The organism is Rhizorhabdus sp. P4_G6 (assembly GCF_056401045.1).
On sequence record NZ_JBFUKC010000016.1, the window covers coordinates 1 to 20,179 of the forward strand.

12 protein-coding genes are annotated in these 20,179 nt (G+C 65.1%); 6 read left to right on the top strand and 6 right to left on the bottom strand.

Features of this window, described 5'->3' with window-relative positions:
- The 3 genes from recJ to AC1DPF_RS14975 all read right to left on the bottom strand — a co-directional run.
- Positions 1-1,434 (bottom strand): single-stranded-DNA-specific exonuclease RecJ (gene recJ / locus AC1DPF_RS14965; protein ID WP_477962151.1); only part of this gene is annotated, 1,434 nt, incomplete at its 3' end.
- Between the two features lie 195 nt (positions 1,435-1,629).
- Positions 1,630-2,601 carry a class II fructose-bisphosphatase gene (gene glpX / locus AC1DPF_RS14970; RefSeq protein ID WP_477872271.1) on the bottom strand — a complete coding sequence of 324 codons (972 nt, stop codon included), beginning with the start codon at positions 2,599-2,601 and terminating at the stop codon, positions 1,630-1,632.
- A 74-nt stretch (positions 2,602-2,675) separates the two neighbouring features.
- A complete protein-coding gene (locus AC1DPF_RS14975) occupies positions 2,676-3,968 on the bottom strand; it encodes a homoserine dehydrogenase (protein ID WP_477962153.1) in 1,293 nt (430 codons plus the stop codon).
- A gap of 196 nt (positions 3,969-4,164) precedes the next feature.
- Here AC1DPF_RS14975 and AC1DPF_RS14980 point away from each other — a divergent pair, with 196 nt between their 5' ends.
- Positions 4,165-4,518 carry a hypothetical protein gene (locus AC1DPF_RS14980; RefSeq protein WP_477872267.1) on the top strand — a complete coding sequence of 118 codons (354 nt, stop codon included), beginning with the start codon at positions 4,165-4,167 and terminating at the stop codon, positions 4,516-4,518.
- Between the two features lie 109 nt (positions 4,519-4,627).
- Here the strand turns inward: AC1DPF_RS14980 and AC1DPF_RS14985 are convergent, their stop codons facing one another.
- A complete protein-coding gene (locus AC1DPF_RS14985; protein WP_477872265.1) occupies positions 4,628-5,053 on the bottom strand; it encodes an OsmC family protein in 426 nt (141 codons plus the stop codon).
- A gap of 100 nt (positions 5,054-5,153) precedes the next feature.
- On the opposite strand from AC1DPF_RS14985, the gene AC1DPF_RS14990 reads away from it, so the two are divergent.
- Positions 5,154-6,020 (top strand): alpha/beta hydrolase, encoded by an 867-nt coding sequence (locus AC1DPF_RS14990; protein ID WP_477872263.1) that lies wholly within the window; start codon positions 5,154-5,156, stop codon positions 6,018-6,020.
- 2 nt (positions 6,021-6,022) lie between these two features.
- On the opposite strand, the gene AC1DPF_RS14995 is transcribed toward AC1DPF_RS14990, so the two are convergent.
- Positions 6,023-6,805 (bottom strand): FkbM family methyltransferase, encoded by a 783-nt coding sequence (locus AC1DPF_RS14995; RefSeq protein WP_477962155.1) that lies wholly within the window; start codon positions 6,803-6,805, stop codon positions 6,023-6,025.
- A 4-nt stretch (positions 6,806-6,809) separates the two neighbouring features.
- Positions 6,810-8,357: a hypothetical protein gene (locus AC1DPF_RS15000; protein ID WP_477962157.1), complete on the bottom strand. Its 1,548-nt coding sequence runs from the start codon at positions 8,355-8,357 to the stop codon at positions 6,810-6,812.
- A 124-nt stretch (positions 8,358-8,481) separates the two neighbouring features.
- On the opposite strand from AC1DPF_RS15000, the gene recN reads away from it, so the two are divergent.
- From recN to ligA, 4 genes are all read left to right on the top strand, one after another.
- The gene (gene recN, locus AC1DPF_RS15005) at positions 8,482-10,143 is read left to right on the top strand and encodes a DNA repair protein RecN (RefSeq protein WP_477962159.1); all 1,662 of its coding nucleotides are present in this window, start codon (positions 8,482-8,484) and stop codon (positions 10,141-10,143) included.
- A 226-nt stretch (positions 10,144-10,369) separates the two neighbouring features.
- Positions 10,370-15,751, top strand: a complete 5,382-nt coding sequence (locus AC1DPF_RS15010; RefSeq protein WP_477962161.1) for a HAMP domain-containing protein — start codon at positions 10,370-10,372, stop codon at positions 15,749-15,751.
- Positions 15,752-15,786: 35 nt separating this feature from the next.
- Positions 15,787-17,817 carry a response regulator gene (locus AC1DPF_RS15015; protein WP_477962163.1) on the top strand — a complete coding sequence of 677 codons (2,031 nt, stop codon included), beginning with the start codon at positions 15,787-15,789 and terminating at the stop codon, positions 17,815-17,817.
- A gap of 206 nt (positions 17,818-18,023) precedes the next feature.
- Positions 18,024-20,138 (top strand): NAD-dependent DNA ligase LigA, encoded by a 2,115-nt coding sequence (ligA, locus tag AC1DPF_RS15020; RefSeq protein ID WP_477962165.1) that lies wholly within the window; start codon positions 18,024-18,026, stop codon positions 20,136-20,138.
- Positions 20,139-20,179 lie beyond the last annotated feature (41 nt).

Below are 20,179 nucleotides of genomic sequence, written 5' to 3' on the forward strand. Positions count from 1 at the left end.
CGCCACCACCGCATCGAGCAGCAGCGCGCGGTCGTCGCGCGCGACGGCGACGGCGCTCGCCAGCCGGGCGTCGAGAAAGTCGGCGAGCGCATCCACCCCGCCGGCGCCGACGGTAAGCCCCGCCGCCATGGCGTGGCCGCCGCCGGCGACGAGCAGCCCCATATCCTTGGCCGCGAGCACCGCCGCGCCGAGGTCGACGCCGCCGATCGAGCGGCCCGAACCCTTGCCGACGCCCTCCGCGTCCAGCGCGATCACGATGACCGGGCGGCCGAGCTTCTCCTTTAGCCGGCCGGCGACGATGCCGATCACGCCGGGATGCCAGCCGCCGCCCGCGACCACCGCGACCGCGCGATTGCCCTGCGTGAGCGCGGCGACCTCGGCCTCTTCCTGGACGCTCTTCTCGATCGCGCGGCGTTCCTCGTTCAGGCGGTCGAGTTCCGCAGCGATGAAGCGCGCCTCCTCGGGATCCTCGGTGGTCAGCAGCCGCACGCCGAGATCGGACTTGCCGACCCGCCCCCCGGCGTTGATCCGCGGGCCCAGAGCGAAGCCGAGATCGGTGCAGGTGGGTGCGCGCGTCAGCCGCGCCGCCTCGATCAGCGCGGCGATGCCGATGTTGCGGCGGCCGGCCATGACCTTGATTCCCTGCGCCACGAAGGCCCGGTTGAGCCCGCGCAGGGCCGCGACATCGGCCACGGTGCCGAGCGCGACGATATCGAGCAGATCCAACAGGCGCGGCTCGGCGCGGGTGGCGAACCATCCCCGCGCACGCAGCAGCCGGACGAGCGCAGCGCCGAGCAGAAAGGCGACGCCGACCGCGGCAAGATGGCCGTGCGCGGCGCCGTCCGCTTCGTCGAGCCGGTTCGGATTGACCAGGGCGAACGCGCGCGGCAGCTCGGCGGCGCATTTATGATGATCGACGACGATCACGTCGATGCCGGCGTCATGGGCGAGCGCGAGCGCCTCGAATGCCTGCGCGCCGCAATCGACCGTGACGATCAGCTTCGTGCCGGCTTCGCCGATCCGCAGCAGCGCAGCGCCCGATGGGCCATAGCCCTCCATGAGCCGGTCGGGGATATAGGCCGCCGCGGGTAGGCCCAAGTCGCGCAGCAGGCGAACGAGCAGCGCTGCCGATGTGGCGCCATCGACGTCATAGTCGCCGAAGATGGTGATCGACTCGCCCTTCTGGACCGCATCGGCAAGCCGTTCCGCGGCGGCGTCCATGTCGCGGAAGATCGACGGATCGGGCATGAAATTGCGGATCGTCGGGACGCGGTGCTCCTCGATCCCGTCGCGAGGGCAGCCGCGCGCCAGCAGCAGCTGGGTAACGAGGCTGTCGGGTTCGAAATCGGCGTCGATGCCGTCCACCGTACCGCCCCGCCAGTGCCACGGCTGGCCGACGATAGAGCGGGTGATGTTGAGGACGGGAGCGCGCATGGCGGGACGTTAATGGGGGATCGGCAAGCTGGGAACCCCTCCCCATTTCCCAGCGCCGTCATTCCAGCGAAAGCTGGAATCTCTCTGCGCTAACCTGTCGAGAAGTGCCAAGAGAGATCCCAGCTTTCGCTGGGATGACGAGCGGAGGGGAAATGTGTGAAGGCCGCAGCTCCACGGGAGAGGGAGATCTTCAGTTCATCCCTTGTGGTGTTCGCCCTTGACCCAGCGGACGGTGCGGCTGGAGGCGCGCATCACCACGCTTTCGGTCGTCATGGTGCCGCCGGCGCGACGCTTGACGCCCTGGAGCAGCGAGCCGTCGGTGACGCCGGTCGCCGCGAAGATCGCGTCGCCCTTCACCAGGTCGTCGAGCTGGTAGATGCGGTCGAGGTCGGTCACGCCCCATTTCCGGGCCCGGGCCTTTTCATCGTCGTTGCGGAACAGAAGGCGGCCCTGGAACTGGCCGCCGACGCACTTCAACGCTGCTGCCGCGAGCACGCCCTCGGGCGCGCCGCCCGAGCCCATGTAGATGTCGATCGTGGTGTCGGGATCGGTGACCGCGATCACGCCGGCAACGTCGCCGTCCGGGATCAGCACGATGCCGCAGCCGATCTTGCGCAGCTCGGCGATCAGCTTTTCGTGGCGGGGGCGGTCGAGCACGCAGGCGATGATCTCGTTGGGCTGGACGCCCTTGGCCGCCGCAAGAGCGGTGACGTTCTCAGTTGGGGTTCGATCGAGGCCGACCAGCCCCTTCTCATAGCCCGGGCCGATCGCGAGCTTGTCCATGTAGACGTCAGGCGCGTTGAGCAGTCCGCCCTCTTCCGCGATCGCCAGCACGGCCAGCGCGTTGGGGCCGGCCTTGGCGGTGATGGTGGTGCCTTCGAGCGGATCGAGCGCGATGTCGATCTTCGGGCCGGTGCCGATGCCGCAGCCCACCTTCTCGCCGATATAGAGCATCGGCGCTTCGTCGCGCTCGCCTTCGCCGATCACCACGGTGCCGTCGAAATCGAGTTCGTTGAAGGCTGCGCGCATGGCCTCTACCGCAGCATGATCGGCGGCCTTCTCGTCGCCACGCCCGACCAGCTTCGATGCGGCGATCGCCGCGGCCTCGGTCACGCGCACCATTTCCAGAACGAGCACCCGGTCGAGCGCGTTACTTGCCTTCACCATGCGGGATTGCCTTCTCTATTGGGGAACGGGGGAGCGTTAGGCGAGGCTCGTGACATTGTCGAGAAGCTGCGCCTCTATTCATCCAGTATATGCATCAGCATAGGTTTGCCCGCGAGGCTCTGCGATCCGTCGAGCCGGTCGAGCGCGTCGGCAACCGCGCGCTCGGGACCGACATGGGTGACCATCGCGATGAGGACATTCCCGTCCTCGGTTGCGCCACGCTGTATGAGGCTTTCGATCGAAACGCCGGCATCGCGCATCGCCGCCGTGATCTCGGCGAGAACGCCTGGCCGGTCGGCGACGGTGAAACGCAGATAAACCCTGCCGCGACGGTCCCCGGCCAGTGCGGTCGCGGGCGTGGCGAGCGACGCCACCGGCATGGCGAAGGCCGGGCCGGTCTCGCCGCGGGCAATGTCGATAAGGTCGGCGACGACGGCGGAGGCGGTGGGGCCCTCCCCCGCGCCACGCCCCTGGAAGAACAGCCGGCCGACGAAATTGCCATGCGCGACGACCGCGTTCAGCGAGCCGGACACATGCGCGAGCGGGTGGCTGAGCGGCACCAGGCAGGGGTGAATCCTCTGGAACAGTCCCCGGGAATTGGCCTCGCCATGGCCGACCAGCCGGACCCGGAAACCAAGCGCGGCCGCCTCGGCGATGTCCGCGGCGATGACATGCCGGATGCCGGTGATCTGGATCGCGTCGAAATCGACGGCGGTGCCGAAGGCCAGGCTCGCCAGGATCGACAGCTTGTGGCCGGCATCGACGCCATCGATGTCGAAGCTGGGATCGGCCTCGGCGTAACCCAGCCGCTGTGCCTCGGCGAGAACGGCGGCGAAATCGCTGCCCTTTTCCTCCATCTCGGTGAGGATATAGTTGCAGGTGCCGTTGAGGATGCCGAACACCTCGGACACGACATTGGCGGCAGCGCCCTCACGCAGGCCCTTGATGACGGGGATACCACCCGCGACCGCGGCCTCATATTTCAGGGCGACACCGCGCTGCTCGGCCAGTTCGGCCAGTTCCAGGCCATGATGGGCGATCATCGCCTTGTTGGCGGTGACGAACGGCTTGCCCGCCGACAGGGTTTCGCGCGCGAGGGTCAGCGCCGGGCCGTCGGCACCGCCGACCAGCTCGACCACCACATCGACATTGTCGGCAGCCGCCAGCGTCGTCGCATCGTCCACCCAGCCGAAGCGGGCTAGATCGACGCCGCGATCCCGCGAGCGATCACGCGCGGACACCGCGACAACTTCGATCGACCGTCCGGCACGACGCTCGATCAGCGCACAATTCTCGTCGAGCAGCTTGATGACGCCGGCTCCGACCGTTCCCAGACCTGCTAGCGCAACCCTCAACGCCTGCGGCATGCATGGCTCCCTTTCGATTCAATCGGTGCGTCCTAGGGTGGACCGCCGATATCCGCAACGGCGCACACGCAGTCGCACTCATTGCGTTATCATAATATCGTGTTTCCAAGGCGTTGGCCGCAGCGACAGGAACGTCCCACACTAACCCCCGTTAATGTCCCATCCCTGTTCGGGGATATTCGCAGGAGATTATGCCATGGACGAGAATCGTCAGGGCGGCAGCGACCGCACCAGTCATAGTGAGATGAGTCAGGATCCCTATCCGAACCGCCAGCAGGATCAGCAGCGCGAAAGCCAGCTGGAGCGCCAGCGCCAGCGCCAGGGCCGGGAGCAGGGCGCGCAAGCCGGCCAGGGCAATCAAGCCAGCCAGGCTGGCCAAGGTTCTGGCCAGCCTGCGCGAGAGGATCAGCAGCGTCAGGGCTCGGTGGATCGCCAGCAGAACCAGCAGCGCGACCAGCAGAGCGGAACCGATCGCGACCGCCAGCAGGGCGGTCAGTCAGGCCAGAGCGGTCAGCCGGGCAGCGATCGCGACAGCGACCGGCAGCGCTAAGACGCGACACAGGCTTTGAAGAGCCGACTGGGAGAAGGGGTCGCGAAAGCGGCCCCTTCGTTTGTCGGGGCGGCGGCGGAAGCAGGGCTCCCGACGGCCTCCCCAGCCCCTACAGCAGCGTCCGCTCCAGCGTCACTTCCGCGTTTAGCAGCTTCGAGATCGGGCAGTTCGCCTTTGCGCCATCCGCCAGTCTGGCGAACTCGTCGGGGTCGATGCCGGGCACCTTCGCCTGCAAGGTCAGCGCGGATTTCGTCACCTTGAAGCCATCGCCTTCCTTATCGAGAGAAACCCTGGCGGTGGTGTCGAGTTCACCATCGCCATATCCCGCGCCGGCCAGCGCGAAGCTCAGCGCCATGGTGAAGCAGGAGGCATGCGCCGCGGCGATCAATTCCTCGGGATTGGTGCCCTTGCCATCCTCGAAACGGGTGTTGAAGCCATAGGGCTGATGGTCGAGCACGCCCGACTGGGTGGAGACATGCCCCTTCCCTTCCTTGCCGAGGCCCGAATATTGCGCGGAGCCGCTGCGAACGATCATGAAATACCTCCTCTGATGGATAGCCGCTACTGTAACGCGCGACGCAACCAGTCTCTACCGGCTGGCGTAAATGGCGATAACGGGTAGAGACGGAGACATGATGACAAAGCTGACCCTGGCCGGCCTGGCGCTGCTGATATGTGGTGCGCTGGTGGCCGCGGCCTGCGCGCCGGTGCGCGCATTCGACACGGTGATGCCCAAGGACGGCGGAAGCCGGAAGGTCGCGTCCGACATAGCTTATGGCGAGGGCCCGCGCCGCCAGCTCGACGTCTATGCTCCGGTCGCGGCGGCCAAGGGAAAGCGCCCGGTGATCATGTTCATCTATGGCGGATCCTGGGCGAACGGCACGCGCGAGGGCTATCACTTCGCCGCTCGCGCGCTGTCGGCCGCCGGTTTCGTCACGATCGTCCCCGATTACCGTCTTGTGCCGGAGGTCTATTTCCCCGGCTTCGTCGAGGATTGCGCCGCAGCGGTGCGCTGGACCCGCGCGCACGCCGCAGAATATGGCGGCGACCCGGACCGCATCGTGCTCGTCGGCCATTCCGCCGGCGCCTATAATGCGGCGATGCTCGCGCTCGACCCGCTATTTCTCGGGCGCGATCGGGCCGCTATCAAAGGTTTTGCCGGCCTCGCAGGACCCTATGACTTCCTGCCGCTCGACGGGCCGATATCGGTCAGGACCTTCGGCCGCTGGCCACGGCCCCAGGAAACCCAGCCAATCCACTATGCCGATGCATCGGCACCGCCGATGCTGCTGCTGCACGGCGCGGACGACGATACGGTATGGCCGAAAAACTCTATCAACCTGGATCGCAAGCTGCGTTCGCTGGGCGTTTCGTCGCAGCTGAAGATTTATCACGACCTCGGTCATGTCGGCATCGTCACCGCCCTCGCCCGGCCCTTCCGCGGCAAGGCGCCGGTGCTGGACGATGTGACGGCCTTCGCGCACCGCGTCGCCGGGAGCTGATCTCAGTCGAGCTGCAGAATCCGGCGGGCCTGCGCCCGGACGTCGCCGAGCCGCTCCGCCGGAACTGCGAAATAGTTGGTGGTCCGGCGGGGATAGCGGTGGCTGTCGAGAAAGCCGTCCAGGGTCAGCCCCGGCGCTTCATGGGCGAGGCGGTTCGGGATGAGGACCGCATAGCTGCGATCATCGAGGAAGGTCCAGAGATCGACCTTGCCATATCCGAGTACTTCCTGCGGCCCGCTCTCGAACATGATCACCGGGCGGGTTTTCTCGATCAACGCCGCACCGCCGCGCAGCACCCCGAGTTCGGCACCTTCGACATCGATCTTGATGACGTCGGCGGCCGTTACCAAGGCATCGAGCCGACATAGCGGCACCTCGATCTCGCGGACATCGCCACGGCCCAGCGCCAGCGAGCTGTAGCCCGATCGGGCCAGGTCTATGAAGAAAGACGCCTGGCCGTCGCGATCGGACAGCGCACAGCATTCGACCCGGACGTCGCGAAATTTCGCGCGAAGCCGCTCGGCCTTCTCGGGGATCGCCTCGAACGCGATGATGCTTGCGCCCGGCTGGTGACGCTTCACTTCGGCGACGATCGAGCCGATATGCGCGCCGACATCGATGAAGGTGCCGCCGTCTTGGACGAGGCGCGCCACCATCGTCCCGGCCAGCTGGTCATTGGCGAGCGTCCCGAGCACCTCCCTGCCGGCCGTCAGCAGCTGGTAGCGGTCGCGCAGCGACAGCGCCGCCTGCCCCAGAAAGGTTCCCAGCAGGCGTTGCCGCATCATTTGATCAGCGCTTCGTCGCGGCGATCGCGTCAAGCACGGCCTTGCGCTTGGGCGTCTCCGCAATCGGCTGGCCGCTATATTCGGCGAGACCGAAATGCATCGAGGAGCCGGCCGGACTGACCGAGTGGAAGATCATAAGCAGGTCGCCGAAGCTCCTGTCCCAACCGGCAAGATAGAGCCGATAGGCGTCGCCCATGCGCGGATCGCGGTTCAGGCGGGGAATCAGCGTGCGGTCCTTGCCGGCATAGCTCGCGTGCTGGCCGCCTTCATAGCCGATGTAGCGCAGGCCGCGCGCATCGGCCATCTGCTTGAACTGACGCGCCGAAGCAAAGGTGGATTCGATCGAGCCTTCGAGCTTCGGGAACAACGGCGCGATGTCGCTGCTATCCGCCGGCGGGTCGTTGAGGAGGAGCTGTCCAAAATAGAGCGCGGTCGACAGCGCATCGGCATGGCGGGCGGTGTCCTGGTAATCGAGCGCATATTGAAACAGCTGCGGCCAGCTGTTCTGACCGGACAGCACCCGCACGATCCGCTTCGGCTCACGCGCATAGATCCGTTCCCAGACCTTGAAGCCTTCCACCGAATGCTGGGCATAGCGGCGCATCCGCGCCTCATCGCCGGTCTTGCCGAGCTTGGCCGCCAGCCCCTCGGCCAAGGCCTGCCGCCCGGCGGGGAAGCTCATGTTCCAGATCTCGTTGCCGATCTCGACATAGGCGGTGCGGGCCGGATCGAGATGATCATGCACATAGCGCGCAAAGCCTTCCATATAGGCTGCATCGGCGTTCCAAGGCATCACGAACCAGGGATCGACCCCCGCTGCGTTGGCGAGCGCGACGAGATGCTCGACCGCCACGCCCTGCGGATTCGACTGGATCGTCGCGGCCGGCGGCGTGCGCAGCGCCCAGTTGCCCGCTTCATTCATATTGGCCTGCTGCCAATCGAGATACCGCACCGCCTTATAGGGCCGCAGGCTGTCGACGAAGGCGGGGTCGAACAGCGCCTTGGGGTCGGCTCCAGCCTCACGACAGTCGACGTGCCGGATCGGATCGGCCGGATCGGTTGCGTCGACCCGGATCTGGGCGGTGGCGACTTCGCGTTTCCAGATGAAATCGAACCGCCCCGGCCCGGCAGCGGGACTGGCCGAGCCGATGCCGCTGACCGAGCCCTTGCCGTCATACCGGCAGTGGATGGCGACATCGCCGCGATAGGCAGCGGGCGGCTTGGTCAACGCGAGGGCCGCCTGCTCGCCCGGCGGCAGCGACAGCAGCGTGCCATTCCGATCGACCAGCCGCGGGTCGACGGCCTTCCAGGATTTGGTCGAGCGCCAGGCGCCGCTGCCCGCCACGAGATTCATGAAGGCGCGCTGGTTGGTCCAGTAGATGACCGAGGAGAGATTGATGCCGAAGGCGGTCGGCTGACGCGGCAGCGGTGCCGCCGCTGTCGCGGGAGACTCTACCGCGTTCGATGCCGGTTGCTGTTTATTGTAGCTGGTGACGCCGGCAATGGCGATGCACAGCATGAGCGCGGCCAGCAGCACTAGCATTCGCTTCATGGTCTTCTCCGCCCGCATCGCCCTCTATTGGACACAGGCGGTGGAAAAGGGAAGCAGGACCGACCGCGCGGCCGAGCGATCAGCCTCTTGGCGCGGCGGGGGCGCATGTTCTACACATGTCCGAATGCTTACCGCGCTCGCCATCAGGGACGTCGTGCTGATCGAGGCGCTCGACCTAGAGTTCGGGCCGGGTCTCGGCACACTGACGGGCGAGACCGGCGCGGGCAAATCGATCCTGCTCGATGCGCTGGGACTCGCGCTGGGCATGCGGGCGGATAGCGGACTGGTCCGTAACGGCGCCGCGCAGGCGACCGTCTCCGCGAGCTTCGAGCTGGAGCCCGATCATCCTGCCTTGGCATTGATCGACGAAAACGGCTTCGACGCGGACCCGAGCGAGGCGCTGGTGATCCGCCGCGTCGTCAAGGCCGATGGCGGCAGCCGCGCCTTCATCAACGACCAGCCCGCATCGGCCGCGACGCTCCGGGAGCTCGGCGGCATGCTCGTCGAGATCCATGGCCAGCACGATGACCGTGGGCTGATCAACCCGCGGGGCCATCGCGCCCTGCTCGATATTTTCGGCCGTCTCGACGTTGCCGGCGTCGCCGCAGCGCACCGGAGGTGGCGGGCGGCGGAGGACGCGCTGGAAACCGCGCGCAGCGACCTGGAAAACGCAGCGCGGGACCGTGAATGGCTCGATCATGCCGTCGAGGAACTCTCCCGTTTCGCGCCCGAACCGGGCGAAGAGGCGGTCCTCGCCGGCGAACGATCGGACATGCAGAAGGGCGTCAAGCTGACCGACGACCTCCAACTGGTGACGTCCCATCTCGACGGTTCGGACGGCGGACTCTCGGCGCTGCGCCAGGCGGCACGGCGGCTGGACCGCATCGCCGCCGATCATCCCCTGCTCGGCGAGGCGCTGGAGGCCCTGGACCGCGCCGTCATCGAAGCGAGCGAGGCGGAAGACAAGCTCGCCGCCGCCGCGGAGGCGATGCGCTTCGATCCCGCCAGGCTGGACCTCGTTGAAACCCGCTTGTTCGAGTTGCGCGCCCTCGCCCGCAAGCACCGCGTCGACCCGGACGGGTTGGCTGCACTGCGCGATGAACTGGCCGCGCGCCTCGACCGGATCGAAGCCGGGGACGCCGGGCTGGCCAAGCTCGAAGCGGAAGCGCGGGCGACCCGCCAGGCCTATGACGACGCCGCGGTTGGGCTGAGCGAGGCGCGGCGCGCCGCCGCGGCTCGGCTCGATGCGGCGGTAGCCGGTGAACTGGCTCCACTCAAGCTCGATGCCGCGCGCTTTCGCACCGTTGTCGAGACGCTGCCCGAGAGCGGCTGGTCTCCGGCCGGGCGTGATCGGGTGGAGTTCGAGATATCGACCAATCCCGGCGCCCCATTTGCACCACTGATCAAGATCGCCAGCGGCGGCGAACTGTCGCGATTCATCCTCGCGCTCAAGGTCGCGCTGGCCGAGCAAGGCGCTGCCACCACGATGATCTTCGACGAGATCGATCGCGGCGTCGGCGGCGCCGTGGCAAGTGCCATCGGCGAACGGCTGCAACGCTTGGCTCGCAACGCCCAGCTGCTGGTCGTCACCCACAGTCCGCAAGTCGCCGCGCGCGGCCGCAACCACTGGCTGATCGCGAAAAGCCATGACGGGCTGGTCACCCGCACCGGCGTCCGTCCGCTCGACGCGGACGAACGGCAGGAGGAGATCGCGCGCATGCTTTCGGGCAACGAGGTCACCGCCGAGGCGCGGGCCCAGGCGATGCGACTGCTCGAGGCCGCCTGACCCTTAGAAGAAATCGATCCACGATTTCAGCAACCCTTCGGTTTTGACACATTCATCCGCCGTTTTGATCGGATAACGGCCGCGCGGCCTCCAGCAGCGGCCCAAGCCACTGAGAGCGTAACGAAAATCGCTGGAGACGAACGGATCGGACGTGCTATGAGCCGCAGAGCGGGCCGGGGGGCTGAGCGACACTCAAAACGGGGGGGAGACGAACAGGGAGCCGTTAGTGAACGCCGAAACCCCCATCGACGGTCTCGACCGCCGTCACCTGGTGTCTGCGCTGCGCAGTCTTCGCCGCGGCGACTTCTCGGTTCGCCTTCGGGATGATTTCTCGGGGCCGGACAACGAGATCGCACAGCTGTTCAATGAAGTCGTCGAAATCAACCAGCAGATCACCGAGGAGCTGGGGCGGCTCTCGATCGTGGTCGGCAAGGAAGGCAAGATCACCCAGCGGGGACGCGTCAAATCGGCGACGGGCGGCTGGGAGAACGCGATTCGCTCGGTCAACGAGCTGATCGAGGACATGGTCCAGCCGACCGCCGAGGTCGCGCGCGTGATCGGCGCCGTCGCCAAGGGCGACCTTTCCCAATCGATGACGGTCGAGATCGACGGGCGAGCCCTGCGCGGCGAATTCCTGCGCATCGGCAATGTCGTGAACACGATGGTGGGTCAGCTGGCGTCGTTCGCCTCGGAAGTGACCCGCGTCGCCCGCGAAGTGGGCACCGAAGGCAAGCTGGGCGGCCAGGCGACCGTGAAGGGTGTCGCCGGCACCTGGAAGGATCTCACCGACAACGTGAACCTGATGGCGGCGAACCTGACCGGCCAGGTCCGTAATATCGCCGAGGTGACCACCGCCGTCGCCTCGGGCGATCTTTCCAAGAAGATCACCGTCGAGGTGAAGGGCGAAATCCTCGAGCTTAAGAACACCATCAATACGATGGTGGACCAGCTCAATAGCTTCGCATCGGAAGTGACGCGCGTCGCCCGCGAAGTCGGCACCGAGGGAAAGCTTGGCGGCCAGGCGCGCGTCGAAGGCGTCGCCGGCACGTGGAAGGACCTCACCGACAACGTCAACCTGATGGCCGACAACCTCACCGGCCAGGTCCGTAACATCGCCGAGGTGACCACCGCCGTCGCCTCGGGCGATCTGTCGAAGAAGATCACCGTCGACGTGAAGGGTGAGATCCTCGAGCTCAAGAACACCATCAACGTCATGGTCGACCAGCTCAACAGCTTCGCCTCGGAAGTGACCCGCGTCGCCCGCGAAGTCGGCACCGAAGGCAAGCTCGGCGGCCAGGCGCAGGTGCCCGGCGTCGCCGGCACGTGGAAGGATCTGACCGACAACGTCAACCTGATGGCCGACAACCTCACCGGCCAGGTCCGCAACATCGCCGAGGTGACCACCGCCGTCGCCTCGGGCGATCTGTCGAAAAAGATCACCGTCGACGTGAAGGGCGAGATCCTCGAGCTGAAGAACACCATCAACGTCATGGTCGACCAGCTCAACGGCTTCGCGTCCGAAGTGACCCGCGTGGCCCGCGAGGTCGGCACCGAAGGCAAGCTCGGCGGCCAGGCGCAGGTGCCCGGCGTCGCCGGCACGTGGAAGGATCTCACCGACAACGTCAACCTGATGGCCGACAACCTGACCGGCCAGGTCCGCAACATCGCTGACGTGACCACCGCGGTTGCCCGCGGCGACTTGTCGAAGAAGATCACCGTCGACGTGAAGGGTGAGATCCTCGAGCTCAAGAACACCATCAACGTCATGGTCGACCAGCTCAACAGCTTCGCATCGGAAGTCACCCGCGTGGCGCGCGAAGTGGGTTCCGAAGGTAAGCTCGGCGGCCAGGCGCAGGTCGAAGGCGTTGCCGGCACCTGGAAGGATCTCACCGACAACGTCAACCTGATGGCCGGCAACCTGACCGGCCAGGTGCGCAATATCGCCGAGGTGACAACAGCCGTGGCAAGAGGCGACTTGTCCAAGAAGATCACCGTCGACGTGAAGGGCGAGATCCTCGAGCTCAAGAACACCATCAACACCATGGTCGACCAGCTCAACAGCTTTGCATCCGAAGTTACCCGCGTGGCGCGCGAAGTGGGTTCGGAAGGCAAGCTCGGCGGACAGGCCCAGGTCGAAGGCGTCGGCGGCACCTGGAAGGATCTGACCGATAATGTGAACGCGATGGCGGCGAACCTGACCGGCCAGGTCCGCAACATCGCCGAGGTAACCACCGCCGTGGCCCTGGGCGATCTTTCCAAGAAGATCACCGTCGACGTGAAGGGCGAAATCCTCGAGCTGAAGAACACGATCAATACGATGGTCGACCAGCTCAACAGCTTCGCATCCGAAGTCACCCGCGTGGCGCGCGAGGTCGGCACCGAGGGTAAACTGGGCGGCCAGGCCCAGGTGCGCGGCGTCGCTGGCACCTGGAAGGACCTCACCGACAACGTCAACCTGATGGCGGACAACCTCACCGGCCAGGTCCGCAACATCGCCGACGTCACCACCGCGGTGGCAAGAGGCGATTTGTCCAAGAAGATCACGGTCGACGTGAAGGGCGAGATTCTCGCGCTGAAGGACACGATCAACGTCATGGTCGATCAGCTCAACGGCTTCGCCTCGGAAGTGACTCGCGTGGCGCGCGAGGTCGGCACCGAAGGCAAGCTCGGCGGCCAGGCGCAGGTGCCCGGCGTGGGCGGCACCTGGAAGGATCTGACCGACAATGTGAACCTCATGGCGACCAATCTCACCAATCAGGTGCGCGGCATCGCCGACGTGGTGACCGCGGTGGCGCAGGGCAACCTCAAGCGCAAGCTGACGGTGGACGCCAAGGGCGAGATCGCGGCGCTGGCCGAGACGATCAACTTCATGATCGATACGCTGTCCACTTTCGGCGACCAGGTCACCAACATGGCCCGCGAGGTCGGCATCGAAGGCAAGCTGGGCGGCCAGGCACGCGTGCCGGGCGCCTCGGGCCTGTGGCGCGACCTTACCGACAACGTCAACGCGATGGCGACCAACCTGACCAACCAGGTGCGCTCGATCGCCGACGTGGCGACCGCGGTCACCAAGGGCGACCTTACCCGCTCGGTGGCGGTGGAAGCCTCGGGCGAGATGGCTGCGCTCAAGGACAACATCAACGAGATGATCCGCAACCTCAAGGAACAGACCTTGAAGAATGCGGAGCAGGATTGGCTGAAGACCAACCTCGCACGCTTCTCGCGGATGCTGCAGGGCGAGCGCGACCTGACCACAGTGTCGAACCTGATCATGTCCGAACTGGCACCGCTGGTGAACGCCCAATATGGGGTGTTCTACGTCGCCAAGCGCGAGGAGAATGAGACGGTCCTCGAACTGGCGGCGAGCTATGGCGCCGAAAAGCGCGAGGAGCTGAAGCCCGTCTTCAACCTGCGCGAGGGACTGGTCGGCCAAGCCGCCGCCGACAAGCGGCCGATCCTGCTGAAGAACGCACCCGCCGACTTCGTCCGGATCGGTTCCGGCCTCGGCCACGCCGCGCCCGCCAACGTCAACATCCTGCCGGCGCTGTTCGAGGACGACGTCAAGGCGGTGATCGAACTTGCCTCGTTCAGCGAGTTCAACGAGACCCACCAGAGCTTTCTCGACCAGCTGATGGAATCGGTCGGCATCGTGCTCAACACGATCGCCGCGACGATGCGCACCGAAGGCCTGCTCAAGCAGTCCCAGCTGCTGACCCAGGAGCTGCAAGCACGCCAGACCGAACTTACCACAAAGCAGGAAGAGCTTCACGCAACCAACGAGGAATTGCAGGAAAAGGCGCAGCTTCTCGAGAATGAGAAACGCCAGGTCGAGGCGAAGAACCTCGAAATCGACATGGCCCGCCGCGCCGTCGAGGAGAAGGCCGAGCAGCTCGCCCTCACCTCCAAGTACAAATCCGAGTTCCTGGCCAACATGTCGCACGAGTTGCGTACACCGCTCAATTCGCTGCTGATCCTCTCGAAGCTGCTGGCGGACAATCCGCAGGGCAATCTCAATGAGAAGCAGACCGAGTTCGCCCGCACCATCCACTCGGCCGGCTCGGATCTGTTGAGCCTGATCAACGACATCCTCGATCTGTCGAAGATCGAGTCGGGCACCGTCTCGATCGAGCTCGGCGATATGCCGATGAACAGCCTCAAGCAGCATATGGAGCGGACCTTCCGCCAGCTTGCGGCCGACAAGAATCTCGAGTTCCGGGTCGAGTTCGAAGGCGCCCTGCCCGGCGCGATCCGCACCGATGAAAAGCGCCTGCAGCAGGTTGTGCTGAACCTGCTGTCCAACGCCTTCAAGTTCACCGCGCATGGCAGCGTGACGCTTGCGGTTCGCAATGCCACGGCGGGATGGAGCACCAATCACCCAGTGCTGCGCAATGCCGACGGCGTGGTGGAGATTGCGGTCACGGACACCGGCATCGGCATTCCGAAGGATAAGCAGAAGCTGATCTTCGAGGCATTCCAGCAGGCCGACGGCACGACCAGCCGCAAATATGGCGGAACCGGGTTGGGCCTTTCGATCAGCCGCGAAATCGCGCGGCTGTTGGGCGGCGAGCTGCAGGTCCGGTCGACCCCCGGCTCAGGCTCGACCTTCACCCTGTTCGTTCCCACTCAAGCGATCGCCCCGGCGGCAATCAGCGGCGGCGGTGCGACCGCGCGCTACGACAATAGCGGCGCGAACGTGCCTAACGCCCTGCCCGCGCCGATGGAGGTAACCGACGACCGCGACGGCATCGGCGATGCGCCGTTCGTTCTCATCGTCGAAGACGACCCGGCTTTCGCATCCATCCTGCTCGACGTGGCGCATGAGGCCGGGCTCAAGGGCGTGATCTCCACCGCGGGAGCCGGCACTCTCAACACGGTGCGCAAGATGCAGCCGAACGCGATCACGCTCGACCTCGGCCTGTCAGACATCGATGGCTTCGTGCTGCTCGACCTGCTGAAGCATGACCCCCAGACGATGCGCATCCCGGTCCATGTCATTTCGGGCGCTGACCGATTGGCGGAAGCGCAGGTCCTGGGTGCGATCGGCATCACCGAGAAACCAGCGACGACGGGCCAACTGAAGGATGTCTTCTCCGCCCTGGCCGAACTGGCGAGAAACCAGCCGCACAATCCTTCGCTGACCCTGATCGACCGCGACGGCACCAGTCCATCGCCCCGCGCGGTGCCCGAGCTGGCCGGCGCCAAGATACTCATTGTCGACGACGATATCCGAAACATCTATTCGCTGACCAGCGTGCTCGAAAGCTACAATGTCGAGGTCCTCCACGCCGAACGCGGGCAGGACGGCATCCTCATCCTCGAACAGACGCCTGGTATCGATATCGCGCTGATCGACATCATGATGCCAGAGATGGACGGTTACGAGACGATGCAGCAGATCCGCCATCGTCCGAAGCTGGCCGATCTACCGCTGATCGCGGTCACGGCCAAGGCGATGAAGGGCGACCGGCAGAAATGCCTCGACGCCGGCGCATCGGACTATATCGCCAAGCCCGTCGACATCGAGCTGCTGCTCGCGCTGCTCAGAGTCTGGGTCGGCCGTTCGCGCGAATGGTCCGCCGAAGAACTTGCCCACTCGGCCGCCGAGTGATTGCGCGAATGCCGGTGAAAAACGACAGCGCCCCTATGAAGGGTTCCGATGCCTTCGGCGACGAGCGGGCGAGGATACTCGTCGTCGACGACGACGAACGCAACCTGCTCGCCTTGCAGACCGTGCTTGAGGATGTCGCCGACGTCGTTCTCGCGCGATCGGGCGAGGAGGCGCTGCGGCACCTTCTGAAAGGCGAGTTCGCGGTCATCCTGCTCGACGTCTATATGCCGATGATGGATGGGTATGAGACCGCCCAGATCATCCGGGGCCGCGAGCAGACCAAGCGCATCCCGATCATCTTCCTGTCGGCCGTGAACAAGGAGACAGAGCATCTGATCCGCGGCTATTCGATGGGCGCGGTCGATTATGTGTTCAAGCCGGTCGAGCCGGTGGTGCTGCAATCGAAGGTGGCGGTGTTCGTCGACCTCTACCAGATGCGCCGCGAGATCCAGCGCAAGGCCCGCGCCGAACAGCTGCTGCTCGACGAGAATCTGCGGGCCAATGCGGAACTGCTGCGTACCGAACAGGAGCTGCGGCTGGCCGAGCAACGCCAGCTTGCGATAATCGAGTCGCTCCCGATCATGCTCTATCTCGAGGACCCGCACGCATCGCCGCGGGTGCCAAAATATGTCAGCGGCAATTTCAAGGTCCTCACCGGTTTCGAATTCGACGATCTCCGGCATTCTCCCGACCTCTGGCGCAAGCGGCTCCATCCCGACGACCGCCAGCGTGTCGAGCAGGCGATGGCGGGCCGCGCCGAGGGCCAGGGCCTCGCCGTCGAATATCGCTGGCAGTGCGCCGACGGGAGCTACAAGCATTTCCTCGACCAGGCCGTGCTTCTCCACGATGCCGAGGGACTCCCCTTCGAGCTCGCCGGAACCTTGCTCGACGTCACCGATCGCAAGGAGCTCGAAATCCAGCTGCTGCAATCGCGCAAGATGGATGCGATCGGCAAGCTGACCGGCGGCATCGCGCATGATTTCAACAACCTGCTCGCGGCGGTTCTCGGCGGCCTCGGCATGATCGAGCGCCGCGTTGCGCTGGAGGACGACCAGCGCAAGATCATTACCATGACGAAGCGCGCCGCCGAGCAGGGCGCCGAGCTCGTCGCGCGGCTGCTCGCCTTCGCCCGCAAGCAGCGACTGGAACCGGCGCCGATCGACGTCGCGGCGCTGGCCGGCGCCGTCAACGATCTGCTCGCCCACACGCTCGGCGGGCTCATCGAGCTGCAATGGAATACCGATAGCGGCGTCTGGCATGCATATGCGGACGATGCGCAGCTCGAACTCGCGTTGATGAACCTCATCATCAACGCGCGCGACGCCATGCCGCAGGGCGGTACGATCACCGTCTCCGTCTCGAACCAAGCGCTTGCGCACGACCATGCCGGGCTGAAGGCGGGCAGCTATGTCGTCTTCGAGGTCGCCGACATCGGGGCCGGCATCCCGCCCGACATGATCGAGCGCGTGATGGAGCCGTTCTTCACCACCAAGCCCGTCGGCAAGGGCACCGGGCTGGGGCTCAGCATGGTCTACGGGTTTGCGCAGCAATCGGGCGGCACGATGCGGATCGACAGCCGGCTGGGCGAAGGCACCAGGGTCCAGATCTGGCTGCCGCGTGCGCCGGACGCTTCGGCGCAGCTGGAGGAGATCGAGAGCCCCGCGCTGCCGATGGAGACCGCCAATCCGCGCGCGATATTGCTGGTCGACGATCATGAAGGCGTCCGCGCCACATCGGGCGCGATGCTGAGCGACATCGGTCATCGGGTGACGACCGCTGCCGACGGCTTCGAGGCGCTGACACTCCTGAGCGACGGCACATGGCCGGTGGACGTCCTGATCACCGACTATGCCATGCCGCAACTGGCGGGGACGGAACTGGTCCGCCGCGCCCGGCAGACACGCCCGGGGCTGCCCGCGATCATCATCACCGGCAATGCCAATGCCTCCGAGCTGGGCGAGCTGGACGACCGCATGGCGCTGCTCTTCAAGCCCTTCACCGCGGATCAGATGCAACGCTCCATAGCGGCGCTGGTTAGTGCGCCGCTGGAGACGAAAGTGGCGTGAGCCGCAGTCCTCGGACGCGGCTGAAGGCGGCGAAGGTGGCACCTCGAGGTATCGACAGTCGCCCTCGTCCAACCCCATAGTTGGCTTTCAGCTTGAAGCATCCGTTCGTGTCGAGCGAAGTCGAGACACGTTGGCGTACGACGCGTCCCTCGACTTCGCTCGGACAAACGGTTCAAATTGAACAAAACGGACGTTAGAACGCGCCTATGACCACCGAATCTCAGGCCGCCGAGCGGCTCGCCTTCCTTGCGACTGAGATCGCGCGACACAACGCGCTCTATCATCGCGAAGATGCACCGGAGATTTCGGATGCTGATTATGACGCGCTGATGCGCGAAAACACTGAGTTGGAAGCGGAGTTTCCGCACCTGATCCGCGCAGACTCGCCTTCGAAGCTGGTAGGAGCAACGCCATCGGGGCGCTTAGCGAAGGCGCCACACGCCGCGCAGATGTTTAGCCTAGACAACGCCTTCAGCGATGAGGACGTAACTGACTTCGTCGAACGGGTGCGCAAGTTCCTGAGCTTAGCAAAAAGCTCCATCATAACGCTAACGGCCGAACCGAAAATTGACGGATTATCCTGCTCTTTGCGCTTTGAGAAAGGTCTCCTCGTCCAAGCTTTAACGAGAGGCGATGGCACAATCGGGGAAGATGTCACTCCCAATGTACGATTTGTCAGAGGCGTATCGCCCAAATTGCGAACAGGGGGGAACCTATTTTCAACTCCCCCAGATGTTTTTGAAATTCGGGGTGAAGTTTTCATGGCGAAAGATGACTTCACCGAACTAAACGAGAGACAAGCGAAAAATGGCGGCAAAATATTCGCGAATCCGCGCAATGCAGCTGCCGGATCTTTACGCCAAGTAGACCCTGAAGTGACTCGGTCTCGTCCCTTGCAATTCCTCGCTCATGGCTGGGGCAGTATTTCGGCCCAGCCAGCTGAGACTCAGAAAGGTGTGATGGATGCGATCGAAGCAATGGGAATTCCTGTTTCGAACGATTTGAAAGTCGTGGAATCGGTAGATGAAGCGTTAGCGCATTATCGTGATATCGAGACGCGGCGCGCAGCCCTGCCATTCGATATAGATGGTGTGGTTTATAAGGTTAATCGCCTAGACTGGCAACGACGGCTTGGTTTCGTCACTAGATTTCCGCGCTGGGCGATCGCGCATAAATTTCCCGCCGAGAAGGCGCAGACGCTGCTCAACGCGATCGACATCCAGGTCGGCCGCACCGGCAAACTGACCCCGGTGGCGCGCCTTGAGCCGGTGACGGTCGGCGGCGTCGTCGTCACCAACGCGACACTGCACAATGCCGACGAGATCGGACGGCTCGGTGTCTGGCCCGGCGACCGTGTAATCGTCCAGCGCGCCGGCGACGTGATCCCGCAGATCGTCGATAATCTGTCGCGCGACGAGAGCCGCGGCAGCTGGCCCTTCCCGGAGATCTGTCCGGAATGCGGATCGGCGGCCGAGCGTGAGCCGGGCGAAGTCGACTATCGCTGCACCGGCGGGCTGATCTGCCCGGCCCAACGCGTCGAGCGGCTTCGCCACTTCGTGTCCCGCCACGCCCTCGACATCGAAGGCCTCGGCCTCGTCCATATCGAAAGCTTCTTTCGCGACCGGCTGGTCGAAACGCCGGCCGACATCTTCCGTCTGACCAAGGACATTCTGCTGTCCCGGGAGCGCTGGGCGGAGGTGTCGGCGGCCAACCTGATCACGGCGATCGACGCGAAACGGTCACCGCCGCTCGATCGCTTCCTGTTCGCGCTGGGCATTCGTCATGTCGGCGAGGTGACGGCGCGCGATCTCGCCCGCCGCTATCGCAGTTGGGACGCGCTGAAGGGGATGATCGATCGCGCGGTTGCCGCACGCGAGGCGGCCGTTCAGGCCATCGGCGAAAGCGATCAGAAGTTCGCGGCGCGCGTGGCGAAGGAACTCGCGGCGATCATCGAGACCCCCGGCGTAGGGCCGGAGGTCGCCTTCGCCCTGATCGACTTCTTTGCCGAACCGCATAATGCCGTCGCCGTTGCCGACCTGCTCGACCAGCTACAGCCGGCAGACGTCATCCATGAGACACGGGCATCGGCCGTCAGCGGCAAGACCGTGGTCTTCACCGGCTCGCTCGAGACTATGTCACGCGACGAGGCCAAATCCCAAGCCGAAGCGCTGGGCGCTAAAGTATCGGGATCGGTTTCGGCAAAGACCGATCTGGTCGTGGCGGGTCCAGGCGCCGGATCGAAGCTGAAAAAAGCGGCGGAGCTGGGCATCGATGTTGTCGACGAAGCAGGATGGGCAGACATCGTCGCAGCGTCGCGGTGAATCCCGCCCGGGTTCTCCGTGACTTCTTCCGCAAAAGTACG

What these genes read in the sequence shown, in the direction of transcription:
- glpX (WP_477872271.1), bottom strand. Translation starts at nt 2,601, where the DNA reads ATGGTGAAGGCAAGTAACGCGCTCGACCGGGTGCTCGTTCTGGAAATG.
- AC1DPF_RS14990 (WP_477872263.1), top strand. Translation starts at nt 5,154, where the DNA reads ATGACAAAGCTGACCCTGGCCGGCCTGGCGCTGCTGATATGTGGTGCG.
- AC1DPF_RS14995 (WP_477962155.1), bottom strand. Translation starts at nt 6,805, where the DNA reads ATGATGCGGCAACGCCTGCTGGGAACCTTTCTGGGGCAGGCGGCGCTG.
- AC1DPF_RS14985 (WP_477872265.1), bottom strand. Translation starts at nt 5,053, where the DNA reads ATGATCGTTCGCAGCGGCTCCGCGCAATATTCGGGCCTCGGCAAGGAA.
- recN (WP_477962159.1), top strand. Translation starts at nt 8,482, where the DNA reads ATGCTTACCGCGCTCGCCATCAGGGACGTCGTGCTGATCGAGGCGCTC.
- AC1DPF_RS15000 (WP_477962157.1), bottom strand. Translation starts at nt 8,357, where the DNA reads ATGAAGCGAATGCTAGTGCTGCTGGCCGCGCTCATGCTGTGCATCGCC.
- AC1DPF_RS14975 (WP_477962153.1), bottom strand. Translation starts at nt 3,968, where the DNA reads ATGCCGCAGGCGTTGAGGGTTGCGCTAGCAGGTCTGGGAACGGTCGGA.
- AC1DPF_RS14980 (WP_477872267.1), top strand. Translation starts at nt 4,165, where the DNA reads ATGGACGAGAATCGTCAGGGCGGCAGCGACCGCACCAGTCATAGTGAG.
- ligA (WP_477962165.1), top strand. Translation starts at nt 18,024, where the DNA reads ATGACCACCGAATCTCAGGCCGCCGAGCGGCTCGCCTTCCTTGCGACT.
- AC1DPF_RS15015 (WP_477962163.1), top strand. Translation starts at nt 15,787, where the DNA reads ATGAAGGGTTCCGATGCCTTCGGCGACGAGCGGGCGAGGATACTCGTC.